At 50.2% G+C, this 24,459-nt stretch carries 20 protein-coding genes; 15 read left to right on the top strand and 5 right to left on the bottom strand.

Annotated features, from left to right (window positions below):
• Nucleotides 1-170 precede the first annotated feature (170 nt).
• Genes ACFQ2I_RS07815 through ACFQ2I_RS07790 form a run of 6 tightly spaced genes read left to right on the top strand, consistent with a single transcriptional unit; the run spans nt 171 to nt 7,382 of the window.
• Nucleotides 171-1,568 (top strand): copper amine oxidase N-terminal domain-containing protein, encoded by a 1,398-nt coding sequence (locus ACFQ2I_RS07815; RefSeq protein WP_377563374.1) that lies wholly within the window; start codon nt 171-173, stop codon nt 1,566-1,568.
• 53 nt (nt 1,569-1,621) lie between these two features.
• Nucleotides 1,622-3,397, top strand: coding sequence for an AfsR/SARP family transcriptional regulator (locus tag ACFQ2I_RS07810; RefSeq protein ID WP_377563373.1), 1,776 nt, complete (start codon nt 1,622-1,624; stop codon nt 3,395-3,397).
• A 26-nt stretch (nt 3,398-3,423) separates the two neighbouring features.
• On the top strand, nt 3,424-4,887 hold the full coding sequence (locus ACFQ2I_RS07805; protein WP_377563372.1) for a SpoIIE family protein phosphatase: 1,464 nt from the start codon (nt 3,424-3,426) through the stop codon (nt 4,885-4,887).
• Nucleotides 4,884-6,536: a PP2C family protein-serine/threonine phosphatase gene (locus tag ACFQ2I_RS07800; protein WP_377563371.1), complete on the top strand. Its 1,653-nt coding sequence runs from the start codon at nt 4,884-4,886 to the stop codon at nt 6,534-6,536. The genes ACFQ2I_RS07805 and ACFQ2I_RS07800 overlap by 4 nt, the downstream gene beginning before the upstream one ends.
• A 58-nt stretch (nt 6,537-6,594) precedes the next feature.
• A complete protein-coding gene (locus ACFQ2I_RS07795) occupies nt 6,595-7,020 on the top strand; it encodes an ATP-binding protein (protein WP_377563370.1) in 426 nt (141 codons plus the stop codon).
• The gene (locus ACFQ2I_RS07790) at nt 7,017-7,382 is read left to right on the top strand and encodes an STAS domain-containing protein (RefSeq protein ID WP_377563368.1); all 366 of its coding nucleotides are present in this window, start codon (nt 7,017-7,019) and stop codon (nt 7,380-7,382) included. Before ACFQ2I_RS07795 ends, ACFQ2I_RS07790 begins: the two co-directional genes overlap by 4 nt.
• 18 nt (nt 7,383-7,400) lie before the next feature.
• On the opposite strand, the gene ACFQ2I_RS07785 is transcribed toward ACFQ2I_RS07790, so the two are convergent.
• Nucleotides 7,401-7,973 (bottom strand): DUF421 domain-containing protein, encoded by a 573-nt coding sequence (locus ACFQ2I_RS07785; protein ID WP_377563367.1) that lies wholly within the window; start codon nt 7,971-7,973, stop codon nt 7,401-7,403.
• A gap of 298 nt (nt 7,974-8,271) precedes the next feature.
• On the opposite strand from ACFQ2I_RS07785, the gene ACFQ2I_RS07780 reads away from it, so the two are divergent.
• Nucleotides 8,272-9,780: a malate:quinone oxidoreductase gene (locus ACFQ2I_RS07780; protein ID WP_377563366.1), complete on the top strand. Its 1,509-nt coding sequence runs from the start codon at nt 8,272-8,274 to the stop codon at nt 9,778-9,780.
• Nucleotides 9,781-9,881: 101 nt separating this feature from the next.
• Here the strand turns inward: ACFQ2I_RS07780 and ACFQ2I_RS07775 are convergent, their stop codons facing one another.
• Nucleotides 9,882-10,643 carry a DeoR/GlpR family DNA-binding transcription regulator gene (locus tag ACFQ2I_RS07775; RefSeq protein ID WP_377563365.1) on the bottom strand — a complete coding sequence of 254 codons (762 nt, stop codon included), beginning with the start codon at nt 10,641-10,643 and terminating at the stop codon, nt 9,882-9,884.
• A gap of 265 nt (nt 10,644-10,908) precedes the next feature.
• Between ACFQ2I_RS07775 and ACFQ2I_RS07770 the strand changes: the two genes are divergently transcribed.
• The 6 genes from ACFQ2I_RS07770 (at nt 10,909) to ACFQ2I_RS07745 (ending at nt 18,377) form a co-directional block, all read left to right on the top strand.
• Nucleotides 10,909-11,661, top strand: a complete 753-nt coding sequence (locus ACFQ2I_RS07770) for an ABC transporter ATP-binding protein (protein WP_377563364.1) — start codon at nt 10,909-10,911, stop codon at nt 11,659-11,661.
• A complete protein-coding gene (locus ACFQ2I_RS07765) occupies nt 11,654-13,276 on the top strand; it encodes an ABC transporter permease (protein WP_377563363.1) in 1,623 nt (540 codons plus the stop codon). The genes ACFQ2I_RS07770 and ACFQ2I_RS07765 overlap by 8 nt, the downstream gene beginning before the upstream one ends.
• A gap of 15 nt (nt 13,277-13,291) precedes the next feature.
• Nucleotides 13,292-14,290, top strand: coding sequence for an extracellular solute-binding protein (locus ACFQ2I_RS07760; protein ID WP_377563361.1), 999 nt, complete (start codon nt 13,292-13,294; stop codon nt 14,288-14,290).
• A gap of 12 nt (nt 14,291-14,302) precedes the next feature.
• Nucleotides 14,303-15,397, top strand: a complete 1,095-nt coding sequence (gene phnW / locus ACFQ2I_RS07755; RefSeq protein WP_377563358.1) for a 2-aminoethylphosphonate--pyruvate transaminase — start codon at nt 14,303-14,305, stop codon at nt 15,395-15,397.
• The gene (gene phnX / locus ACFQ2I_RS07750; RefSeq protein WP_377563357.1) at nt 15,394-16,227 is read left to right on the top strand and encodes a phosphonoacetaldehyde hydrolase; all 834 of its coding nucleotides are present in this window, start codon (nt 15,394-15,396) and stop codon (nt 16,225-16,227) included. The genes phnW and phnX overlap by 4 nt, the downstream gene beginning before the upstream one ends.
• A gap of 512 nt (nt 16,228-16,739) precedes the next feature.
• Nucleotides 16,740-18,377, top strand: coding sequence for a hypothetical protein (locus tag ACFQ2I_RS07745; protein ID WP_377563355.1), 1,638 nt, complete (start codon nt 16,740-16,742; stop codon nt 18,375-18,377).
• Nucleotides 18,378-18,411: 34 nt separating this feature from the next.
• On the opposite strand, the gene ald is transcribed toward ACFQ2I_RS07745, so the two are convergent.
• Both ald and ACFQ2I_RS07735 read right to left on the bottom strand, forming a co-directional pair.
• A complete protein-coding gene (gene ald / locus ACFQ2I_RS07740; protein ID WP_377563352.1) occupies nt 18,412-19,545 on the bottom strand; it encodes an alanine dehydrogenase in 1,134 nt (377 codons plus the stop codon).
• Between the two features lie 106 nt (nt 19,546-19,651).
• Nucleotides 19,652-20,899 (bottom strand): PucR family transcriptional regulator, encoded by a 1,248-nt coding sequence (locus ACFQ2I_RS07735; protein ID WP_377563351.1) that lies wholly within the window; start codon nt 20,897-20,899, stop codon nt 19,652-19,654.
• Nucleotides 20,900-21,238: 339 nt separating this feature from the next.
• Here ACFQ2I_RS07735 and ACFQ2I_RS07730 point away from each other — a divergent pair, with 339 nt between their 5' ends.
• Complete coding sequence (locus ACFQ2I_RS07730; RefSeq protein WP_377563350.1) at nt 21,239-21,997, top strand: AfsR/SARP family transcriptional regulator; 759 nt, start codon at nt 21,239-21,241, stop codon at nt 21,995-21,997.
• Between the two features lie 90 nt (nt 21,998-22,087).
• Here the strand turns inward: ACFQ2I_RS07730 and ACFQ2I_RS07725 are convergent, their stop codons facing one another.
• On the bottom strand, nt 22,088-23,008 hold the full coding sequence (locus tag ACFQ2I_RS07725; protein WP_377563349.1) for an aldo/keto reductase: 921 nt from the start codon (nt 23,006-23,008) through the stop codon (nt 22,088-22,090).
• A gap of 493 nt (nt 23,009-23,501) precedes the next feature.
• On the opposite strand from ACFQ2I_RS07725, the gene ACFQ2I_RS07720 reads away from it, so the two are divergent.
• Nucleotides 23,502-24,434: a methyl-accepting chemotaxis protein gene (locus ACFQ2I_RS07720; protein WP_377563347.1), complete on the top strand. Its 933-nt coding sequence runs from the start codon at nt 23,502-23,504 to the stop codon at nt 24,432-24,434.
• Nucleotides 24,435-24,459 lie beyond the last annotated feature (25 nt).

Raw genomic sequence — 24,459 nt, 5'->3', positions numbered from 1 at the left:
GCTTTTTTTATCTGCATCCATACTACCCTTCGTGGATGTCTCGAAGGCGATTCATAAGGGCTGTAAGGCCCTAGCGGCTTGCGTATGGAAGCTTTCAGTGGAGTTGTAAGGAGTTTGTAAGGTTATCTCGCTACATTATGAATAGATCATGATGTAGGAGGATGGAAAATATGAAGAAGAGCATGCTTTACATGACCGCATTGCTGGCTTTTATCCTGTTGTGTCTTTCAAATGTGCTGCAAGCACAAGCAAGCAATAAGGGCTACATCTATTGGGGCGAAGTACAGACTGGCGAATATCGGCCGCTGCATCCCTATACACTGAATTGGTCGGGGGATGTGCTGGATAAAGGCGGCCTTCAATTGTCCAGCCTGGAGCTGACAACCGATAGCGGCGCAGCAGACTTTGTCATCAATTCGTATGGCGCCTTGGGCGCTCGAAGTATCGTTAAGCAGGGGCTTGGTGAATTGGAAGATCGTACGCCTGTTAGCCAGCAGGGAGCCGTAAGCTCCATTACGATGCAACAAGGAGAAATTTACTTAATTGCTTTAAGTTCGGGCAAGCATGCGAAAATTCGAATAGATGTTATAGAACAGGACCATGTATCGTTCAGCTACGTTATGGAGGCAGCGCAGCCTGCTGCAACACCTGCTGCAACGCCGTCGCCTTCCCCTACACCGGTTCCTACGCCCATGCCAACCGGATCGCCTATGCCTGCCACAACACCATCACAGGTTCCTCCGTCTATATTAGAAGAAGGTGCGGCTGGTCAAGCGATTATTCTAACGATCGGGCAAGCCGATGCATCGATTGCAGGTCAGCTTGCGCAACTTCAGACAGCGCCTATTGTTAACAACGGGACGACACTTGTTCCGCTTCGATTTATAGCAGAAGCGGTGGGTGCGGAGGTAGATTGGGACGGCGATGAACGGAAAGTAACGCTCCAGCTTAACGGTCAGACCATTGTGCTGTACATTGATTCCAAAACCGCCATCATAAACGGACGATCCATTACTTTGCTTACTGAACCTATTATTCAAAATGGAACGACGCTTGTACCCGTCCGTTTTATTAGCGAAAATTTTGACATGACCGTAGAATACGATCCTGAATTGAGACAAATTACAATAACGGGGAATCGTTCAATCGTTGCGCCAGATGCAAACCAAACGAGAATGGAAGAGGCGGAATATGATTACACGAAGTATCAGGGAAGCTGGAACTTATGGATTGAAGGCGGTGCGTTAAGCATCTACAATCCACTTACCGGCGAGTATGTCGGCCATACGTTCACTCCAGGAGCCAGCGGAGGAACATTAACCGTTCAGTCAGATGGAACGTATACGCTGAAAACGTATGCAGTGACTCAAACCGGAACTTGGCGGCCGGCTGATTATAATGAAGTGTACGGCTATGAAGGCGGCATTATATTAGAATCCCCCGAGGGCGCGGATACATGGGCGATGTACGTGACGCCAAGTGGAAAAACCGCTCTGGCATATGATTCTGACGGAACGTATACGGACGGTAGCGTCATATGGATTATTCAATTCATTCTCGATAAATAAGGTACATCCAAACATGCTATAATCGCTTTAAAGCTATAAAGCGGGTGAAGCTAATGACTGGTAATGCTGAGGATCGTAAGGAGCTATTGGATGAGTTGCTCTGCCTGGAGCGGTATGAGCAAGCAGTGCTGTATATTGAGAGGAGAATAACGGATGGCGATCGTATAGCTACGGATGTCTTGGAACGAATACCGACTAGTTATCGGCGGCGTTCCCCGATTCTCATGCAATGCATTGGGATGCAGCAATGGCATGCCGGAAAGCTGACGGAGGCGCGGGAGAGCATGGAGCTGGCGGCAAGAGGGTGGGCAGAGATGTATGTTCCGAGAGCATTTCTGCCCTGTCTGGCGATGCTGGGGCATATCCAGCTTAGGCTCGGCGATTTCGAGTCGGCAGAAGTGATCTCAGAACAATTGCAACGGGAAGAGCAACAGCTGGAAGCCGAAGCGGCCATCGCCCATTTTCAGGCTGTCGGCTGTACGTGGCTCCCATCTGCTTTACGTGGAGGAGATAAGGATAGGCTGAATCCTCACGCTGTGAAGCTGTTCCGCTTCTCCATTCTTGCCTACGCGCAGCAAGGTCGCTGGGAGGAGGCTTGCATGGCAACAGTTGACTTGGCGCTACGCTGCGCTCCCGCTATGTCTGTTCACGCCTGGAACGAGCTTTATTATGAATGCCGTGTCCGAGGCGCATCTGACCCTCAGCTTGCCCCTCTGATCCGCTTGCTTCAGCTTCTGAAGGCGTATGGCAATCGGCAATGGTCTACTGCAATGACTACAGTCCATGAGCTCTCGACGTGCAATGTCCCTCTTCCTTACACGATGGTTGCCGCAATGGCGATAACTAGTCTGCATTGTTCAGTGCAGCTGGGTCAGGAAGCGCAGACGCATATCGATGGGATACGCGCCTGTATGGGCGTGTATCCGTCGGATTTGACGCTGCAGTATGAGCTACTCTCGTGCATAGCTTGCTCGCATCAATCTGCTGAGGATTCCGACCATGATCTGGAACTGCAGCAGCTGGCCGGAATATTGCGAGAGGATCAGCGTTCACTGCCTCATCCGCATTCGTTGTACCCCAAGCAAGAGAGTAGTCATGTACCTTGGCAGCTTCATCTTTTCGGCGGAATGCGCTTTCTAAGAGGTCAGGAAGAGCGCCTCCATATGAAGTGGAAGCGGAATAAGGCGAAGGAGCTGCTTCTTTTTCTTGCGCTGCAGCCTAATTATTCGGGTATCCGAGAGCAGATTATCGAGGCGCTTCAGCTTGGCGATGAGGCGGATAAAGCGCTGCAGCAGTTGTATGTCATTATTCATCAATTAAAGCGAACGCTGCATGCGGAGTTGGGAATGGAGCAGGCAGTAATTGTCAGGAACGGACTGATCAAGCTTAGAGAGGAAGCTATCGAATACGTGGACGTTGAGCAGTACTTAACGCTTATTCGCGTTGCAGACCAGCTGTGGTCGACCGATCGGAGCTTGTCATATGAGATGTATGAGCAGGCCTACATGCTTTATGATGAATTACTGCCTGAGCTGCCCTATCTGGAGTGGCTGGAGCAGGTAAGAGAGCACTTGGCGCATAAGCAAGTATCCCTGCTGCAAAAATGTCTGACGCACGCCGAGCAGCGGCAGGACTGGATGCATGCGGAAATTTATTTGCTCAGTTGGCTAGCCATTAAGCCATACCAGGAGGAAGCGCACTCTAAGCTAATCCGATTATATATTCGGTTAGGCCGACATCTTGAAGCAAAGGATGCGTATGCAAGCTGGGAAGAGTGCTGTAAAACAGAATTAGGCGCTGTCCCCTCTTTTCGTCCACATTATTCATAACTCGTTGTATACGGGGGGAGAAGGCTGTGAAGCCGCTACATAAAATCGTCAATCTTCATACAACAGCAATAAAATGTTATGTCGTCTATGTGATGGTAGCGCTTGTCGCTGTATGCGGCATGCTGCTATCCAACAAATATGTCAGCCATGCTTCGGCTCAACAGTTCAAGCAGACGGTGATGGGGATCGTCGCAGGCTATTTATTATTACTGCTTGTGCTGATTTTGTATACCTATTTTCGTCTACACTCCGCCACAAAGCGATCTTCGGACAAGGGACACCATCTGGAAAGGCATGAGCTGTGGCGGCGCTTCTCCTCTTTTCCGAACGAATTGTTTTGGCTTTACGTGATTACGGGATGGCTCATCGCACAGACATATCGCCTGTTTGTATCCGATTGGCCTTCATGGCCGCATGAAACCGCCATTCAAGCTTGGAGAGGAATTTTATTCGACAGCTCTACTTTTTTGGCATTGGGGATAATTCAATACAGCTTGGCGAGATGGATATGTAGCTCCGAGCTAAAACGATTAAACATCGTTCATTTGCCGAATCCACGTTTTATTCCACTGTCAAATGAAATGATGGCGATCGTCATTTGTGGCCTATTGTATATGCAGTTGCGTTTATTTTGGTACGTGTATCAAGGTGTAGAGTACGGCTCCTCTGTGCAGTGGGGAGTATATATAGCCATAGCCTTCGTCGTAGGCCTGGTTACGTTAATGGTTGTGAAGACAGCCTTGTCTTACTTGATAGGCGATATTGGACACATCAAGCGCAATATACTTCAGCTCGAAGTCAACCAGGCCAATCGGTTGACTCCAATTCCTATCGTATCGCCTTACGAAGCAGGGGAGCTGGCCTTGGCCTTCAATCGGCTGCAGAATACATTCAATCGGGAATATTCTCGCATGAAAGAAGAAATCGATCTCGCCCGCAACGTACAAAAGCAGCTTTTCTCTCCCGTAAACCTATCGATTGGACAATGGAAGATTAAGGCGGGAGAGAATGATGTGGCATGTGCGTCGGGAACGTTCTTTCATCTTATCCGGCTAAATGATCAGCGTGCGGTCATGCTGGGAGGCGCAATAGCAGGAAGCGAGCTGTCTGCGGCGCTTGTTATGTCGGCATTGTTGATGATGTTTCGAGCGCAAGTGAATGAGCATGTCTCGGCTGAGCAGTTAACCCACTATCTGAAGCAGCATTTAATTACGATACTAGCGAAGGACATGCAGGCCCATATCGCAGTCATGACGCTTGATACGGTGAAGTCTGAGCTGGAGTGGACGTTATCGGGACAGATACGGCTGCAGCTAGTATATGAGGACGGGCTGATGACAGAGACAGATGGCAAGTATCCCATCAATCCAACGATTGCTGCTCCTTTCACATGCGGTTCATACTCCCTTGGCAAGATTGCGGAGCTACAGCTGCAACAAGGGGAGCATACCCTTCTTTCATCCCGGCGCTTGCAGGAGGGGGCAGCATGACCAGTTGGATGCCTGGAAGACCTTTTCAGCTGCTGTTTCGCCTCTTTTTTGCCTATATGGCAGCATTACTAGGCGGTACGATATTTATCATTATCAACAATCTTGTATTTCATCAGCTTCCGATGAATAGCATGCTCTTGTTCCATATTCCGTTTCTGCTCGCAAGCGACATTATTTTTGCTCTGGTTCTGTTAGTTTTTACCTGGTTTCGACTGAATCCGTTATTCCGTAACGCGCATGCAACCAAGTTAGCCGTATTGAAGTCGAATCTAACGGATCCGTCTGGCAAGGAACAATTGTTCAGGAGACTGCTTCGTTTTCCTTATGAGCTTTTTGTTAGCGTAGTTGTGCTGGCAGCGGTTTTTATTGTTTTATTTCACACCTCTGATATTGTGAGGCATCGTGCAGCCCTTTCCATCCCATACGGCTGGAACAAGCTGGCGATTAGTATTAGCTCGGAATTAGGCTTGACGTTCGTTGTGGGCATATTGCTGTTCAGTCTCTCAAGAGCGACATTACGCCCCTATTTGCTGCAATTGCATCTGACAGCGGTCAGCGGCTTCAAGCCGTCGTCGATGCAACGATCATTATATCTGATCTGTTGCGTATGCTTCGCCATTACCTTCATGGCTTCCGGAAGATTCGCTCTATTAGCGATGACGGAGAAGGTTATCGACCTTCCTGTATATGGACTGGTTGCAGGCATGTATACCTTATTCTCGATCAGCGTTGTGGTCTTGTTCGTGAGAAATTGGCAGAGAGATCTGCATATTATTACGACAAAGTTGTACCAGCTCGGTGGCGATGACCAAACTATGCCGTTTCAAGCTGTTCCCTTGTTCTCTGATGACGAAGTGGCAAGCCTGACCATCGCTTTCAACCAAGTACAGGAGCGGCTCTCGGCCATGTACGATGAAGTAGCGGAGCAACTGGCGCTGGCGAGGGATATTCAGCAGCGTCTGTTGCCGGCAGCCCTTCCGGTCACTGACCCACTGCAGCTTGCCGTATACTGCGAGCCTTGCTATGAAGTTGGCGGAGACTTCTATGATGTCATTCCCATTGACGATACGAAGATGATTATGGCTATAGGGGATGTTGCGGGCAAAGGCATGTCGGCGGCCATAGTAATGACCGCAATACTTGCAGGGCTACGAGAGGAAGCGGCCAAGGGCGGCTCGTCTGGACAAATGATGAGCCGACTGAACGAACAACTGTATTCTATTGCAAAGGGCAGACTATTCGTGACGGTTGGCTTGGCGGTCATTCGTTGCAAGGAAGAAGTTGTGGAGGTTGATTATACAAGCGCTGGGCACTTGTCGCCTTATGTTGTGGCTGACGGAATCGTCAGGGAGCTTGCGGGATCATCGCTGCCGCTTGGTGTTGCGGATGACTGCTCCTACACGGAAGCAGAACGAACCTTCTTGCTGGCCAAAGGACAAACGCTTGTGATGCAAACGGATGGCATTGTGGATGCGCTCGATGCCCATAATGAGCTGTTCGGCTTTGAACGGTGGGAGAACGAGCTTCGCCAGATCGATTGGCGTAATGAACCGACCTTCGTGCTTAAGCAACTATTGGAGCGCTTGCCCAACTCGAATAATCGTAGCCAATCAGACGATCGAACAATTATGCTGATCCGTCATCATTGAAGTCATACCAAGGCGCAGATGGCGATTAATCTGCCGCATATTCGAATGGAGGTGCGCGATGGGACAACGATTGTTCAGGAAGGAGTGGAGCTTTCATCCCGACCATGGGGTTGAGAAATTAGCCATGCGGTTAGTAACCGAATCGCTTCAGCATACTTTGCCGCAAGAGACACGAATCGACGATGTGCACACCGTCATTGCCGAAGCCTGTATTAATGCGATAGAGCATGGGCATACCGGAACGCCTATTACAATTCGTCTGCATGTATATACCGATAAATTTGTCATCGATGTCATTAACCTCACTAACCGAATGGTGAAGCTGCCTTCCACTGAATCCGCAGCGCATATATGGGAGAAAGAACAGCCCAGAGGCTGGGGACTTCTGTTTATGCGAGAGCTTACAGATGAATTCGCTTATGGCGGTAATGATGAAGGCTTTTTTGTTAAAATGACCTATTATGTCGAAGGAGGAGCATCATGAATAAACCCTTGCGCGTGGCGATGAGACAGGAGGGGAATATATGGGTAATCGACCTGCAAGGAGATCTTGCAAAATCGGCGGAGACAGATTTGTTTTTACTGCAAAACTGGGAAAATGGACTGGAACAAGGCGGCTCATTCCTCATTTTCAATTTCACTGAAGTAAGGTATATTAACAGCTTGGGCATCGCTGTGCTCATTCGAATTGTTCGCGCACTCCATAAGGCGGGTTGCCCGGCGTTCGCATACGGTCTGTCCTCCCATTATGCCAAGTTGTTCCGAATGGTCGGCCTAACACAGTTTATGACGCTTTATGACGATAAATATACCATCCTGCAGCGAATCGAGCGACTTGAAGGTTAATTCATCGGCTTTGGTTGCCTATTCCAGTTCAGTGTCGATCGGGGTAGGATGGGGCTCGCTAACTTCCCGGAACAGCATGTTCTGATTCGTTGCCGTTCCGGCTTTCAGTCCTAGCATGCGCTCCAGATCCCTTACAGTTACCGGTTTGGCATGCGGCATTAATTCGTAGCCGATCTGGCCATTCGGTTCCGCTGTCGCGGTCCTCACATCGCCAATATTGGCGATGCCTTTTTGTCGTAACCGCATTTCCAACTGATCGACAGTCATCCGAATGCTTCGTAGATTTCTACTTATGATTTGTCCATTCTCTATGATTGTCTTAGCACGTCCGCTCAACAGCCTCTCGAACCAATCATACTGCAAGGCCAGCATTTCAATGACCAGTAACGAAATAATGAAAACAGCAGCTGAACCAATCGCTGTCCAGAGCTGGTTATTGGCAATCGGCTGGACGATGGTCGTACCTATGGAGATCATAATGACAGTTGTGGCTACACTCATTTGAGAAATCGATTTTCTGCCCGAAATACGCAAGAGCACCATTCCTGCTACAACAATAAAGGCTGACTTCCAGATCCATGACCATTCCATTGATTGCTTCCTCCTCCATATTGTCGTTGTATAGGATGAGTGAACCAAATGGGAATTATTCACGTGCTACAGAAAAAGAACGTGTGGTGGAAATTCTCATCGCTATCGCCCTATCAATTCCCTCCTATACAACTTATAATAGAATTATTTAAATCTATCGCTAATAGTGATAGACTATGATGAGGTATAGAATCGATCCGGAAATGGTGTGTGACTAGTTCGCGCTCTGGCTTTCTGTGACGCCTGTTAAGAGCGCCTGCATCCTTTCTGCAAATTTCAGGGAATAAGGAAGGTAGAAATGAGTAATAAACAATCGAAAACAGACGTGATCTTAATCGGTGCCGGAATTATGAGCGCTACGCTAGGCGCATTGTTGAAAGAATTAGTCCCGGACTGGGAAATCAAGGTGTTCGAGCGGCGCGCGACTGCGGGCGAGGAAAGCTCGAATGAATGGAATAATGCGGGGACGGGTCATGCTTCGCTATGCGAACTGAATTATACCTCCGCCAAACCGGACGGAACCATAGATATTAGCAAGGCGATTAAAGTGAATGAAGAATTCCAGGTATCCAAGCAGTTCTGGTCCTATCTTGTGGACAGCGGTCTGATTCGCAATCCGAAGGACTTTATTATGCAAGTGCCGCATATGAGTTTCGTGCAAGGGGAGAAGGATGTCGCGTTCTTGAAGAAGCGCTTTGAAGCGATGTCCAGTAATCCGTTGTTTGCCGGCATGGAATATTCCGACGATCCCGACAAGCTGAAGCAATGGATCCCGCTTATGATGACAGAACGAGCGGTGGAACAGCCGATGGCTGCGACAAGAATCCAATCCGGCACAGATGTCAATTTCGGCTCTCTGACCAGAATGCTGTTCAAGCATCTGAGCGGGAAAGGTGTTCATATTCAGTACAAGCAAAATGTAGACGATATAAAGCGTGCCGCCGACGGCTCCTGGAACTTGAAGGTGCGGGACATCGACAGCGGCTCTGTGGAACGCCATAACGCCAAGTTCGTCTTTATCGGCGGCGGCGGCGGCAGCTTGCACTTGCTGCAGAAGTCGGGCATTCCGGAAGGGAAGGGCATCGGAGGCTTCCCCGTTAGCGGACTGTTCATGGTCTGTCAAAATCCGGAGGTCGTGGCGCAGCATCATGCAAAGGTATATGGAAAGGCTCCAGTGGGCGCTCCGCCAATGTCTGTTCCCCATCTGGATACCCGATTTATCGAGAATAAGGAATCGCTGCTGTTCGGACCGTTCGCGGGCTTCACCCCGAAGTTCTTGAAGTACGGCTCCAATCTGGACTTGATTACTTCTGTGAAGACGAGCAATCTGACCACGATGATGGCGGCAGGCGTGAAGAATGTTCCATTGACGACTTACTTGATTAAGCAAGTGATGCTGTCCAAGGAGAAGCGCATGGAAGCGCTGCGGGAATTCGTCCCGAACGCCAAGAGCGAAGACTGGGATCTGCTGGTTGCCGGACAGCGTGTGCAGATTATTAAAGATACGGCTGCAGGCAAAGGAACACTTCAATTCGGGACAGAGGTCATTAGCGCAGCTGACGGCTCGATAGCCGCACTGCTTGGCGCTTCTCCAGGCGCTTCTACTGCCGTATCGGTTATGCTGGAAGTGATTCAGAAGTGCTTCCCGCAACAGGTGAAGGCATGGGAGCCGAAGCTGAAAGAGATGATTCCATCATACGGAGTAGCTTTACAGAAAAAACCGGAACTTATTCAAGAAATTCATGCATCGACAGCTCGGACGCTTGGTCTTAGCACTAAGCAGGAGCAAGTCCTTCAGACGGTATAGACGGATAGAGATAAAACGGCCATTAGTCACGTGCGATGACTAATGGCCGTTTTCTTTTGTCTTCAAGCTTCCCTGCGCTCTGTCTCGGGCAAGCAATACACTTATTCCGCAATAACCAGATTGGTACGTAACTTCTTGAACTTATGCACAAGTTCGGCATTGACATGATGATCTGTAATGATGGCATCCACTCGTTCCAGAGGGGCGATGGAGATGGTGACATCCTTGCCGAATTTGCTGCTGTCGGCGGCGACATACACTTGGCCCGCTTGCTCGACAATTTTTTTGCGGGTGACGGCTTCCTCCAGATTATAGTCAGATATGCCTCTGTCGATCGTAATGCCGCTGCAGCAGATGAACGCTTTCTGAATATTCAATCCTTGAAAGTTGAACAAGTAGTCGTACGCGATGACAGACTGCTCATGATGTCTGATCTTGCCGCCAATGATGATCAACTCGACGGAGCTGTCCATCAGTTCCTGAACGATCGGGATGGAGTTGGTGACGACCGTTAGCAGCTTCTTGTGCTTGACATACTTGGCGATATGATAAGTGGTTGAGCCGCTGTCGAGATAAATGCAATCGCCGTCGCTGATCAACTGACTGCATTTTCGTGCGATATTCTCCTTCTCCTCTAGCTGCTTGATCATCCTCTCATCCATGGAGGATTCCCCAAATTTCGCCTGCACGAGCTTGACCCCGCCGTATATCTTTTCTATCTTCCCTTGGCTGGTCAGAGTGTTCAGATCGCGCCTGAGCGTATCGATGGAGATGTCCAGCTCGGCGGTCAACTCGGGCAATTTGAGCACATTTTTGATCATGAGCAGATCTAGAATTTTCTTCTGCCTTTCCAGTGGAAGCATGCTCTCACCCTTCTATTATGTCGTGATACTGTCAATGACGAATCGCTAGCGAACGATTGCATGTGTTCCCTTCTAAGTCTACTGATTGCAATCGGTAGAATCAAGGCTTATTCCTAATTGTTTCGCATGTTGAGGCAATATATGCCATGAATAGATGCAATACTTATATATGAGTTATGCATAATTTACGCACATTTTACACAGTTGCCTATCAACGTTAACAATCTGATTTTATACTGAGCGTGTACCTAAGGAGGTGAGCGATATGCTGAGACTCCAGCATATAGGCAAGCATTATGACAATAAAGTCGTGCTGGATGATATAAACGTGGCGATTGAATCGGGCGAGATTGTGTCCCTGCTGGGACCGAGCGGGAGCGGGAAGACGACCTTGCTGAACATTATATTGGGATTAACAAAGCCGGATCGCGGAACGATCACGTTCAACGGGGTGGATATGACTTCGCTGCCGATGAAGAAGCGCGGCTTCAATATCGTCTTCCAGGACTACGCGCTGTTCCCTAATCTGAATGCTTACGACAACATTGTCTATGGCTTACGCAATAAGAAGGAGAGCGTCAGTGAGCAGGAAATTGGGGAATATATCGAATTCCTGGAATTGCAGCCGCATCTGAAGAAGCGGATAAGCGAGCTGTCGGGTGGACAGAAGCAGCGGGTCGCGCTTGCCCGCACATTGGTGACGAAGCCGCAGCTCCTGCTGCTGGACGAACCGCTAAGCGCGCTTGACGGGGTCATCAAGGAATCGATCAAGAAGCGGATCCAATCCGTTGCGAAGCAGTTCAAGCTGACGACGATTATCGTGACGCATGATCCGGAAGAAGCTCTGACGCTATCGGACAAGATACTCATCATTCAGCAAGGCTCAGTCGCGCAGTTCGGAGCGCCCCAGGATATCATCCATCGTCCGGGCAACGACTTCGTCAAGCAGTTCATCATTCAACAGCTCCATATAAAACGGCAAAATATTTATAATTTATTCGGTGAGACGCATGTATAAAGCAAAGCCGGAAATGCGTATTATGCTTGCAGTTCTGCTTCTGCTGTTCACTGTATTCCTGTTCCTGCCGCTCCTCCTGCTGTTCATCCGCTCACTGGAGACCGGACAGGGCTTCTCGCTCGCCAATTATGTAGCCGTCTGGAGCGAGCGCGATATCGGGGTATCGGCGCTGAACAGCCTGAAAATCTCGGCGGCGACGGCGTGCTTGTCCACCGTATTGGGATTTACACTGGCCTATGCGATTCATTGCACCCGCATCTTCAAGTCCATGAAAGGCATACTGCGAACGATTATTATCATTCCGATGCTGCTGCCCACAATTACTTACGGATTCGCCATTATGTATTCGCTAGGCAATCAAGGCTTCATTACGCGGATAATCGGACGGCAGCTATTCGATATATACGGGTTCAACGGCATGCTGATCGGATATGTCATATACACGCTGCCTCCTGCGTTCCTGCTCATTCACAATGCGTTTAAGTATGTGGACAAAAAGTTTATTATCGTGTCGCATTTAATGGGGGATGGGACGTTTAGGAGCTTTGTTAATACGATACTGCGTCCAATGGCGGGTGCTCTTGGCGGGGCGTTTGTCCTTTCATTCATCTTAAGCTTCACGGACTTCGGCATCCCGGCTTCGGTAGGCGGAACGTATCACGTGCTGGCGACGCAGCTATACGAAGTGATGTTAGGCGCCATTCCCGATATGCATCAGGGAGCGGCAATCTCCGTCATGATGCTCGCGCCCGCCGTGTTCGGCATATGGCTGCTGCATCGGCTGGAGAAGCTCAATTTCCATTACGACAATGCGGTGGATACTGAGCTTCCGCATCATCGCGTTCGCGATACTGGCCTTGCTGCCTTATCGATCGTCATTGTTCTCGGGATGCTCTCTATATTCGCGATAATGTTTATCGCGCCTTGGCTGAACCGCTACCCGTACGACACGACCTTCACATTGAAGCATGTCATGAGCATCGTCCAATCCAGTGATTTAATGAAGGTCTATAGCAATTCTTTATGGGTCGCACTGCTCACTTCTCTGCTGGGAACCGCGATCGCTTATTGGGCGGCTCTGTTGAATGTACGGTCGTCGCTTAAGCTCAGATCGTCCATGGATATCGTCTCCATGATAACCAATACGGTACCCGGCATGGTGCTGGGTATATCGTACCTGCTGTTGTTTAATGGGAGCAGCTTGAAGGGGACGTTCGCGATACTTGTGTTCTGCAACATCGTTCATTTCTTCACGACGCCTTACTTGATGGCGAAGAACGCCCTGTCCAAGATGAATCCGTCTTGGGAGACGACAGGCGAGCTGCTTGGAGACAGCTGGTTCAAGACGGTATATCGGGTTATTGTGCCCAATTCCGCCGCCACGATATTCGACATGCTGGGTTACTTCTTCATGAACGCGATGGTGACGATAAGCGGCGTCATCTTCCTCGTATCGGCCCAGACGTCGGTCGTCGCCAGCAAGATCAAAGAGCTGCAGCATTTCGCCAAATTTAACGAAATATTTGTCCTGTCGATGTTTATCTTCTTCACCAATCTATTGATCAAACTGTTGTGTGATTACGGACAGAGAAGAATGCTGACCAAAAACAAATAAAGTGAGGGAATTTCCATGACTACAAATTCTAAAACGATGAAAGCTGTGCTGCTGTCTATTGTTGTCCTCAGTCTGATGTTCGCACTTGCAGGGTGCGGCAATGACGGTTCCCTGGCTGAGGAGAAGGTGGTCATCTCAACCAATGCCGATGAAGAGGCCGTGGCGGCAATGGAGGCTGCGCTAAAGGAAGCGGGTTATGAGGGCAAGTATGTAATTCAGTCGCTGGGCACGTCGGAGTTAGGCGGCAAGCTGCTGACTGAGGGCGGCGACATTGAGGCCGATCTCGTTACGATGAGCTCCTACTTTATCGAGACCGCGCAAGCCAAGCACGCGATGTTCAAGGAATTGGCGTTCAAGAGCAAGACGCTAGACAGCTATCCTTCCTATTATGCGCCGATTCTGGCGAATACAGGCTCGATCTTCGTCAATACGGAGGTGCTGAAGGAGAAGGGACTGCCGATACCGACGACGATTAAGGATCTGACACGTCCGGAATACAACGGTCTGGTCTCCATACCGAACATTATGCATTCCTCTACAGCGTGGCTGCTTGTTCAAGCCATTATTAGCGAGTATGGCGAAGAGGCGGGTGCGGTGCTGCATGATCTGATCGTCAATGCCGGTCCTCATCTGGAAAGCTCCGGCTCCGGTCCGATCAAGAAGGTAGAGGCGGGAGAAGTGGCTGCCGGCTTCGGACTGCGTCATCAGGCGGTAAGAGCGAATGCGGACGGAGCGCCAATCGACTTCGTAGACCCAGCGGAGGGCAACTTCTCCTTGACGGAATCGATCGCGGTCGTGGACAAGGATAATGCGACGACTGAGCTGGCGTTGAAGATGGCACAGACGATTATTGAGCAAGCGAGAGGCGAACTCATCTCCAACTATCCCGTTGCCTTGTATGAAGGCGAGAAGGTGGACGATGTGAACAAGCCGGCGTATGCCAAAGTATTCGCCGAGCCGCTGACGGTAGAATTGCTGGAAGAGCATCAGAAGGCGTTCAACGACGCGAAATAGGAGGAGTTAGGAATGAATCGATACAAATTGTTGACACCGGGGCCATTGACGACGACGAGCACGGTGAAGGAGGAAATGCTGCAAGACCGATGCACCTGGGACGATTCCTATAAATCGATTACCCAAAAAATACGAACTCAGCTGCTGGAGCTGGCAGGAGTTGATCCGGCGCAGTATACAGTCGTGCTGATGCAGGGAAGCGGCACGTTCGCTGTAGAATCTGTCATGACGTCGGCGATCTCGGGTCGGGACAAAGTGCTCATTATGACGAATGGCGCTTATGGCGAGCGCATTGTCCAGATGGCGGAATATATCGGGCTGCAGTATGTCGAATATCGTGTCGGCTACGATCAATATCCCGATGTGGAGCAGTTGAAGGTAGTGCTGGATGCAGATCCCGGCATTACGCATATGGCCATGGTGCACTGCGAGACGACGACGGGCATATTGAACCCTGTCGCAGACGTTGCCGAGCTGGCCCGGCAATATAACAAGACGTTCATTCTGGACGCGATGAGCAGCTTCGGCGGAATCGACATCGATGTGGCGGGCCTTGGCATCGACTATGTGATCAGCAGCGCCAACAAGTGCATCCAGGGCGTTCCGGGCTTCGGCTTCGTCATCGCCAGACTGGACAGGCTGGAGGCCTGTAAGGGTGTATCTCGCAGCTTGTCGCTGGATCTGTACGACCAGTGGAAAGGGATGGACAAGGATGGCAAGTGGCGCTTCACCTCCCCGACTCACGTGGTAGCAGCTTTCTCCCGAGCGCTGGATGAGCTGGCTCAAGAGGGTGGAGTGAGCGCCAGATACGAGCGTTATCGGCGGAACAACGAGCTGCTTCGGCAGAGACTGGCGTCCAGCGGCGTCAGAGCCTACATCGCAGAGGAGAAGCAATCTCCGATCATTACGACATTCCTTTTCCCTAGCGAGGACTTCAGCTTCAGCCAATTTTACGAGTATGTGAAAGAGCGGGGTTATGTCATCTATCCGGGCAAGCTGACGGAGGTCGATACGTTCCGAATCGGCAATATTGGGGAAATTTACGAGGAAGACATTAATCGTCTATGCGATATTATAACAGCGTATATGGAGGGATTGGATAGATGAGTAGCAACAACCGGATAGAGGGCGTAATACTGGATTGGGCCGGAACGGCAGTAGACTTCGGATGCTTCGCACCTGTCAATGTGTTCGTCGATATATTCAAGCAAGCAGGTATCGAAGTGACGATGGAAGAAGCAAGAGGGCCGATGGGCCTGCTGAAGATCGATCATATTCGCGCTATGTTGTCTATGCCGAGGGTGTCGGCACTATGGCAGGAGCAGCACGGCAGGCCTTTCAACGAACAGGATGTCGAAGTGTTGTATGCGAAGTTCGAGCCTGCGCTGATGACCAATCTATCGCACTATACCGATCCGATTCCCGGCGTCATCGAGACCGTAGATGCGTTGCGGGCCGAGGGCTTGCGAATTGGTTCTACTACGGGCTATACCAGCAAGATGATGGAGGTTGTCGTATCTCATGCGCGGACGAAAGGATACAGCCCGGACTGCGTCGTAACCCCAGACGATACCGGTTCCTATGGCAGGCCTTATCCCTATATGATCTACAGGAACATGGAGCAGCTCAAGCTGTCCGCTACATGGAAGGTAGTGAAGGCGGGAGATACCGTATCCGATATACGGGAGGGCGTGCATGCGGGGGTATGGACAGTCGGTGTGGTTATCGGCAGTTCGGAGCTTGGTTACAGCCAGGAGGACTTCGATCGTTTGTCGGGGGCGGAGCAGGCAGAGGCTGTAGCCCAGACGAGGAAAGTGTTCATGGAAAACGGCGCCGACTTCTGTATCGATCGAATGAACGAGCTGCCGTCTTTAATTGAAGAAATTAACGGGAAGCTGTCGCGTGGGTTGAGACCCGGCTGCGAATGTACACGATAAATAATTAGCGTCATAGCCGTTCCTTCCCTTTGGGAGGGGCGGCTATGTTCTTTTGGGGGAAATATGTGTATCGGAGTGCAGACTCATGATTGCGCCGTCGCTGCCGTCCAGAAGGCGGATATACATATACATGGAATACATCCCCTTGGGAGAAAACGGGATCTGAACGTGGAGAAAGTATGTTATGCCGTGAAAGGAACCAACGGCAGCTTATACTTCGACCTTTATGAAGACCATATTAAGCATCCGATAGACGGCGGTGGAAAACGTCAGTGATAAGGATGGAGCGGCGACTCATGTCGTTGTCGTATGATACGGGGAGTGTTAGTCGAAACGGTTCAGTCGGATTGATCAGTATTGTATGTTGACGGAAAAGAGAAATGAGGTAATAATTAAAATTATACATGATTGGAGCGCTCCCAACACAGGTAATGTGCTGTTAGAGTCTATCTGGAACTGTTGATTGCTCGATTTGGGAGCGCTCTAATATTTGCGGTGAGGGAGTGTGGAGAGTGAAAGAGAAGCGTCTGGGGAACAGGCACCCCGTTATTTCATTTGCCTACGGAGAATGGGAGAGACTGAAGGAAGCTTTCGCTGGCAAGTCCGGAAGCGAGCATACCGGAGAAGTATGGATTGGCACATGGGAAGAGCTGTTAAGCTGCAAGCCTGAGCTGGCAGGGAAGATACACCCCGAGGATTCCCGTTATTCCGATGACTATGTGATGATAGAGTGGGAAGGCAGTCTAATGCTGGCGGGGAAATCCGAGAGAGCGGCATTATATGCCGTCTATCGGTATGCGCAGGAAGAATGGGGCGCGCATTGGATATACCCGGGCGAAGCTACCGTAATCGTCCCTGATCTGAACCGTTGCAACAAGCGTGGAGAGGTCTATTCCCCGAGAATGGAACGCAGAGGCTTCGTGTTCGAGACAGTGAACGATGCGGCATATATGAAGCTGATGATAGACTGGTTGGTGAAAAACGGCATTAACGAGCTCTTCTTCACTTTCTCCTTGTGGGATCAGATTGGCGGAGAGATCGCTTCCTCTATTGTGGAGCGTGGGATATCCATCACATTGGGCGGGCATAGTCTGAAGTTTTTCCTGGACAATGAGAGGGAGATTCCGTATTCAGAGGCAGAGCATCCTTATACGTCGAAGCGGCAAGTGGACTTCCAATCCTCGGATTGGCAGAGACTCCTTATTACGAAGGTGATCTCGTACTGCAAGCATGTGCCTAATCTTCATCGTCTATCGCTATGGCCTGAAGATGTAGCGACGGGTGATGCCGAAGGATTCCTGGGCGCCTATGTGCAATTCACGGAGATGCTTCGTGACGAACTTCTGGCTGCGGATGTCAACGTTGAAGTGGAGCATATCGTCTATAATGCAGGCTTGTCCTGGAGCATGCTGGAACGAGCGGGTTCGGACACATCGCATAGCGTGAACACCTTGCTCGCCTATTGGGGACGTGACTACAGCTACGGTTATGAGGACAGTCCGCATAAGAGCGACGCAAGGGCGCGACGCGCTCTGCTCGACTGGGATGAGGCACTGCATCGTAGCGGTAGGAAGCTGACCATCTTCGAATACTATAGCGACCACTTTATGCTCTCCTCATTATTCCCGTTCATACCTCGGAGAATCGCCGAAGATATGTCTTATTACGAGAGCTTGCGGGTGCATGGCATTGTGAATCTGGTCGTGCCGAACTTGGACAAGGTTGCCGACTATCCTTGGAAGTGGGCGCATCAATTCAATAGCTATGTATTCTGCAGGGCATTATGGGACGACGATATAGAGCGAATTATGGACGATTATTATCAGTATTATGCGCCGGAAGAACGGCGTGCCATAAGGTCGCTCTATGAGGAACTGGAGCGGCTGCTGCCGCAACTCAGCATGTGGAATATCCCCTTATTCCCCGCGAGAGCGGTCGATCCGGAGAAGGCTATCGCTGCGACAGAGGAGTGGCGAGAGAGGATTGTGGAACTGCTGCAGGACATCTCAGGCTCTGTCCGGGAACAACTGCGGCAACCGGAGATAAAGGAAGGCAGCATGCCTTATCGCTTCGGTCAGCATATCGTGGAGCGGGCTGATGATCTGTGCCGAAGATGGATGAAGCCGGGAAATGAACAGCCATTGGGTTAGTCCGAACAAGTCATCCCCGGTAGCTCCATCGCCATTAATTCGCGGCTAGCGCAAGCTCCAGCGCTTGCTCTACCGGCGTATAGGCGTAGCCCAGATCGTTAGCCACAGCTTCATAGGTGACGGCGCCCGCCGCGGTGTTGACGCCAAGCTTAAGTGACGCATTGTCTTGAATCGCTTTGCGCACGCCTTTGCCCGCTAGTTGGAGGGCGTACGGCATCGTTGCATTGGTCAGAGCGATGGTGGCGGTATTGGGAACAGCGCCGGGCATATTGGCGACGGCATAGTGAACGACGCCATGCTTCAGATAGGTCGGATTGTCATGCGTAGTTATGCGATTGACCGTCTCCATAATGCCTCCCTGGTCTACAGCGACATCCATCACGACAGACCCTGGCGACATGGTCTTGATCATATCTTCTGTTACCAATTTAGGCGCTCTGGCTCCGGGAATCAGTACAGCTCCAATGACGAGGTCGGATTCTGCCACAGCTTCAGCAATATTGAGCGGGTTCGACATTAATGTCGTGATTTGGGCGCCGAATATATCGTCCAACTGGCGAAGACGATCGGCGCTGAGATCGATCATCGTTACTTTGGCGCCTAGTCCGACCGCGATTTTGGCCGCATTCGTACCGACAACTCCGCCGCCGATAATCGTCACATTGCCCCGCTTTACGCCCGGCACGCTACCAAGCAGTATGCCTTTGCCGCCATACATCTTCTCCAAATACTGCGCTCCAATCTGAGTAGCCATTCGTCCCGCTACCTCGCTCATGGGCGTCAACAGTGGAAGCGTACGATTCACTTCTACGGTTTCATAGGCGATGGCCGTTACTTCCGCGTCAACCAGCGCGCGCGCCAGCTCCGGCTCCGCAGCTAAGTGAAGATAGGTGAACAAGATTAATCCTTTGCGGAAGAGGCGATATTCTGAGGGGAGAGGCTCCTTCACTTTCATGACCATATCGGACGCCGCCCACACGTCGTCGGCTTCACTCACAATGGATGCTCCGGCCAGTCTGTAATCGTCATTGGTGAAACCGCTGCCAATTCCAGCGTTGCTTTCGATATTGACGCAATGTCCGGACTGGAGGAGTGAGACGACTCCTGCGGGCGTGATCGCCACGCGGTTTTCATTATTCTTACTTTCCTTCGGTACTCCTATAATCATGAGTAGCTCCCCCTTTTAACTTGTGACTCAGTGTCAAGTATAAGGGGGAATCAATTATTTAACATTGTGAGGAAATAACAAATGTTGAAGGTTTTTTCGTTGTGATTCACAAATGCGGGGCTTGCTCCTTCTTCAGCCTGTCCAGCTTCAAATCAAGGAACACGGTAATCTTCTGATTGATATTGCCGAGATCAATGCCGCCGATTTCACCGATTCGCTTTAAGCGATAGCTTAGTGTATTGGTATGGATATGCAAAGTTTCCGCCGCCGCTTTCACATTGCTGTCAGAGGCCAGGAATACTTCTAACGTATGCAGCAGATCGCTGTTATGCTCGTTGTCGTATAAGCGCAGCTTCTTCACGCTGGGATTAGTGACAGGATGAAGACGACTTTCTGTCAACATGGCAGGAAGCAGTCGGTAATAGCCCAGCTGGGAGTAGGTATACGTATCGAGCAACTCCTTCGGGAACAGTCTCTTCATGCGCAGCACAGTCAGCGCTTCCTTGTAGCTGCGCTCCACCATCATGTAATCATCGTAAGGCGAGCCGCTTGCTCCACCTGAAGGGGAGAAGCCGAACCGCTGCTGCATCTGATCGAATATATATTGAAAATCCTCGAAGTCGTCGTCCTCCGCGTGGGAGTTCGGCTTTAAGGCCGACAGGATGATCAGCTGCTTCTGCTTCACGGTATGGAAGAAGGCAGTGATACGCTGCGATGTAGTGAGCATATATTCAATATGCTGCTGCTTGTCTTGCAGGTCGGATGCGAATTCCAACACGACGATCCGATAGCGGCTCGGCAAGGCAATGCCCAGCTCGGCGGCCTTGTGATCAATATCGCTATGATCCTCCAGATAACCGGTAAGCAGCTGCCAGAAGAAGTCCTCGTGTCCCTTCTCTTCCTTGCGCTTCTTCACTTGCAGCTGTAGCAGCTTCGCCGAAGCCGCATGCGCAGCCTTCTTCAGCATGTCAGTGGCATCATCGCCGAGCGGCTTGTCCGATTCCAGCACCCATATATAGCCGAGCACGGTGCGCTGCTTACGTATAGCAATGGCAATTCGCTTGCCTAGTCCGACAGAGGTGATCGAAGGAATGGCCAACGGCTCTTCACTGCCCAATAAATGCTGCATATGGCCTTCTTGCCACAACGCGCGGATAACCTTCTCCGGCACTCTTCTGCCGATAATGGTCGCTACTCGGGCTTCATCGGAATGCGATTCATGGGAGCTGTAGGCAATGAGCCGATGATTATCGTCCTCGATCGTAACGGGATTGCGCAGCACCTCGCTAATTTTATCAGCCAGTGCCTCCAGATTTTCGAAGCTTTGATGGAATGGATTGCGTTCATGCTTCAATGTGGGAACACCTACTTGGACTAGTTTCTCTGAGTGGGTTATTGTCATTTTCAATAGAAAAACGCTTTATTTTCAAAGATTATACCATAAGTCAAGGCGGTTCATAGCTTCAGTTAGGAATTAATCGAATGAGGTTATGGGGGCCGGAGGCAATATCAACTCGGTTGGCCTCACATGAATTTCTCGGCATGCTGTTTCAAATATAAAGGAATTGTTTAGTTACTGTGTATATGTGGATGATAGACTTGCGAGGTCATGCTGCAAGCTGATATAGTCAGTCGTTTTCATAGATCTGTTACAGCATTTGAAATGATGAAGAAAGTATGGAGGGAATTACACATGTATGACGCTTCGACCCCGGTTATATGCTGCTTCAAGGAAATCCGATTCAAGCTGTCCCGCCAGCAGGTGCACAGCATCAAATGGAGAACGAGCAAAGCGCGCGAGTTGTTCGCATACTTGCTGCATCATCGCGGACAGACTGTCTATCGGGATCAATTAGTAAAACTGTTATGGGCTGATATGGAGGAGGAGAAAGCTGCCAAGCAGCTTCACACTTCCATTTATCATATACGTCAGACTCTGAAGAGCTTGGAGCTGAACTTGAGAATCGCTTATTCTTGGGGGAAGGTTCCCGGCTATAGACTGGAGATGCAAGCCATGAAAGTCGACGTGGAGGAATGGGAGCGGGCTGTCAATTGTCTAGACAAGCCCTGCTCGCAATCGGTGGCGGCCTATGAGCATGTGCTGCATGCATATGAAGGAGATTATCTCGGCAGCTATGATTATCAATGGGCTGTGCAGGAACGGCAGCGCTATCGACGACTATGGCTTCTTCATATGCGGGAGTTAAGCCGATACTATGAGCGTGAGGGCAACATTAGAAAGGCGATTGCGGTCAATCAGCACGTTCAACAATTATTGCCTGACGAGTGCGAAAGTTGCTTTTCGCTGATGAAGCTGTTCCATCAGACCGGCGACCGAGAGTTGGTCGAGGAACAATACGAGCAGCTCAGGTCGCAGATGAGCGCTAACCAGAAGGCAGAGCGCTTGAGAGACGTAGCCGCATGGTACGAACAATGGAAGAAATGCGATTAACGGCTTGCGTCAAAAAAAGAAAGAATGGAATACGGAGCGTATTCCATTCTTCCGCAGAGATAGCTTTAGCGCTTCTCCAGTTCAATCTGCTTATGGCAAAATGTTGCCTGCCGAGCGGTAAATCTCGTACCATTCCTCGCGCGTTAAAGTAATGTCGCTTGCCTTGCAACAGTCAATCAGCCGATCGATATTCATCGTGCCCGTCACCGGCTGCATCTTGGCGGGATGGCGCAGCAGCCATGCCATGGCAATCGTCGTATTGCTTACCCCATAGTTGGCCGCGACGGCATTGATCGTCTCATTCAATTCCGGGAATTCCTCATTATCCAGAAATACGCCCTTGAAAAAGCCGTATTGGAATGGCGACCACGGCTGAATGGTAATGTCATGCAGCCTGCAATAGTCCAGCACGCTGCCATCTCTGTTAACGGCGGCGGCATTCTCCATGTTCACATTGAAGCCGCTCGTCATCATAGTGGAGTTCGTAATGCTCAGTTGCAGCTGATTGGCAACTAGCGGCTGCTTGACGTATTTGCGCAGCAGCTCCATTTGCATAGGGTTCTGATTGGATACGCCGAAGTGTCTTACTTTGCCGGAGCTTGCCAGCGTATCGAATGCTTCAGCGACCTCTTCGGGCTCAACGAGTGTATCCGGCCGATGAAGCAGCAGCACGTCCAGATAATCTGTGCGCAGACGCCGCAGTATGCCGTCCACTGACTGCAGAATATGCTCCTTGGAGAAGTCGAACATGCCTTTGCGAATGCCGCATTTCGATTGCAGAATCATGCTTTCACGGACATCGTCATTCATGTTTATGGCATCCGCGAAGATTTCCTCGCATTTCCCTTCTCCACCATAGATGTCCGCATGATCGAAGAAGTTCGCTCCCTGCTCCATAGCGGTCTGAATGAACCGTTCCGCTCCTGCCTTGTCCAGCGAGTTGATGCGCATGCATCCCACTGCAACGACAGGCACCTCCAATGTGCTTGTCCCAAGCTTGATCGTCTTCATGGCCTGTAGCCTCCTTCGCGCCCTATCATGAGGGCAATGATATTCACCTTTGCTAGCCTAATAAGTCCTATATGTATTGTGTCATAGATGCTTAGGAGTTCGCAAGAAGGATATGAGGTTTGTCAAGCTCCAGCCGCAGCTGGATGCAGACCACTCAATGCGATAGTCGCAGTTCGTCGTGAAAGTGTGAAAAATGTCAATATATGAAGTTGATGACTAGGTGAAATAACGCAAAAATACTGTTGGATCGACACGATAGGATATCGTCGGGATCGACGTTTTCTCGTTATCCGACGTTTGAAATCATCCCATTCCTTAAGTTGATAATGTGCAAAATTTGATATTCATTCGTGTTTGATTTATTGCTGTTTAGTTTTCCTGATTCATAGATGATAACTGCATTATGAAAAACTTCTTGCCGATCTTTGTATAACCTTTGTATAATTAAGATAACATTATACAAAGGTTATACAATACGAAAGGGGAGACGACTTTGATTCCTGTTACTAAATCTGAAACTATGATGTCCGTCCAAGGATTACAGCATGAGCAAGTGCTTGCAGCGATTGAGCGTTCGCTGGCTATGATTGCTTTTAATACGAAGGGTGAGGTCATTTGGGCGAATGCGCTTTTTGCAAAAACGATTGGATATCGTACCAGTGAGTTGGTCGGCATGTCTCACCGCACGTTCTGTTTGAAGCAATATGTTAATAGCAGGGAGTATGTCATGCTCTGGGAAGGGCTGCGCAGCGGAAGGGCGTTCCAGGATAAGATTACCAGGGTGACGAAGGATGGCCGGCCCATTAGACTTGAAGCCTCTTATATGCCTATCATGAACGAAGAGGGGCAGGTTTACGCCGTACTGAAGGTCGCGACGGATATTAATGCCCGTGAGCAGGCGAACATGCAAATGACGGAGCGGCTGCTAGACATGTCCGACAGGATGCTTCATCGCGCACGTGAAGGAATGAGTAAAAGTTTTGAGGTGGAGGAAGCTGCGGGGAAAGTGGCGAAAGCGTCGGAACAGAATATGGCTATTCTACAGCATCTGGAGCGTCATACGGCATCCATCCAAAGCATCGTAGAGGTCATTCGTCATGTATCCTCGCAGACTCAGCTGTTGGCGCTGAATGCGGCTATTGAAGCAGCCCATGCGGGGGAGTGGGGGAGGGGCTTCGACATTATTGCCAAAGAAGTCCGCAAGCTTGCCGGCCAAGTTCAGAAGTCCGCATTGGAAGTGAACGGTTATATGGAAGGCATGGTCGGGCAGGTGAAGGAGATTATCGAAGGGACGAACCGGACGCAATCAGCCGTTAGCGATAGCCAGAGCCTGATTCGATTGGCAGTTGAACAATTTGGTGAGATTGAGGAAGCGGCCAAGCGACTGGATGAGCAGGCGAAGCTGATCGGAGCTGTTGCAGAGTAGACATACGTATAGACTGAACCCACAT

Source organism: Paenibacillus chungangensis (assembly GCF_042675905.1).
GTDB lineage: Bacteria > Bacillota > Bacilli > Paenibacillales > Paenibacillaceae > Pristimantibacillus > Pristimantibacillus chungangensis.
This window is presented reverse-complemented; position numbering and strand designations above follow the sequence as displayed.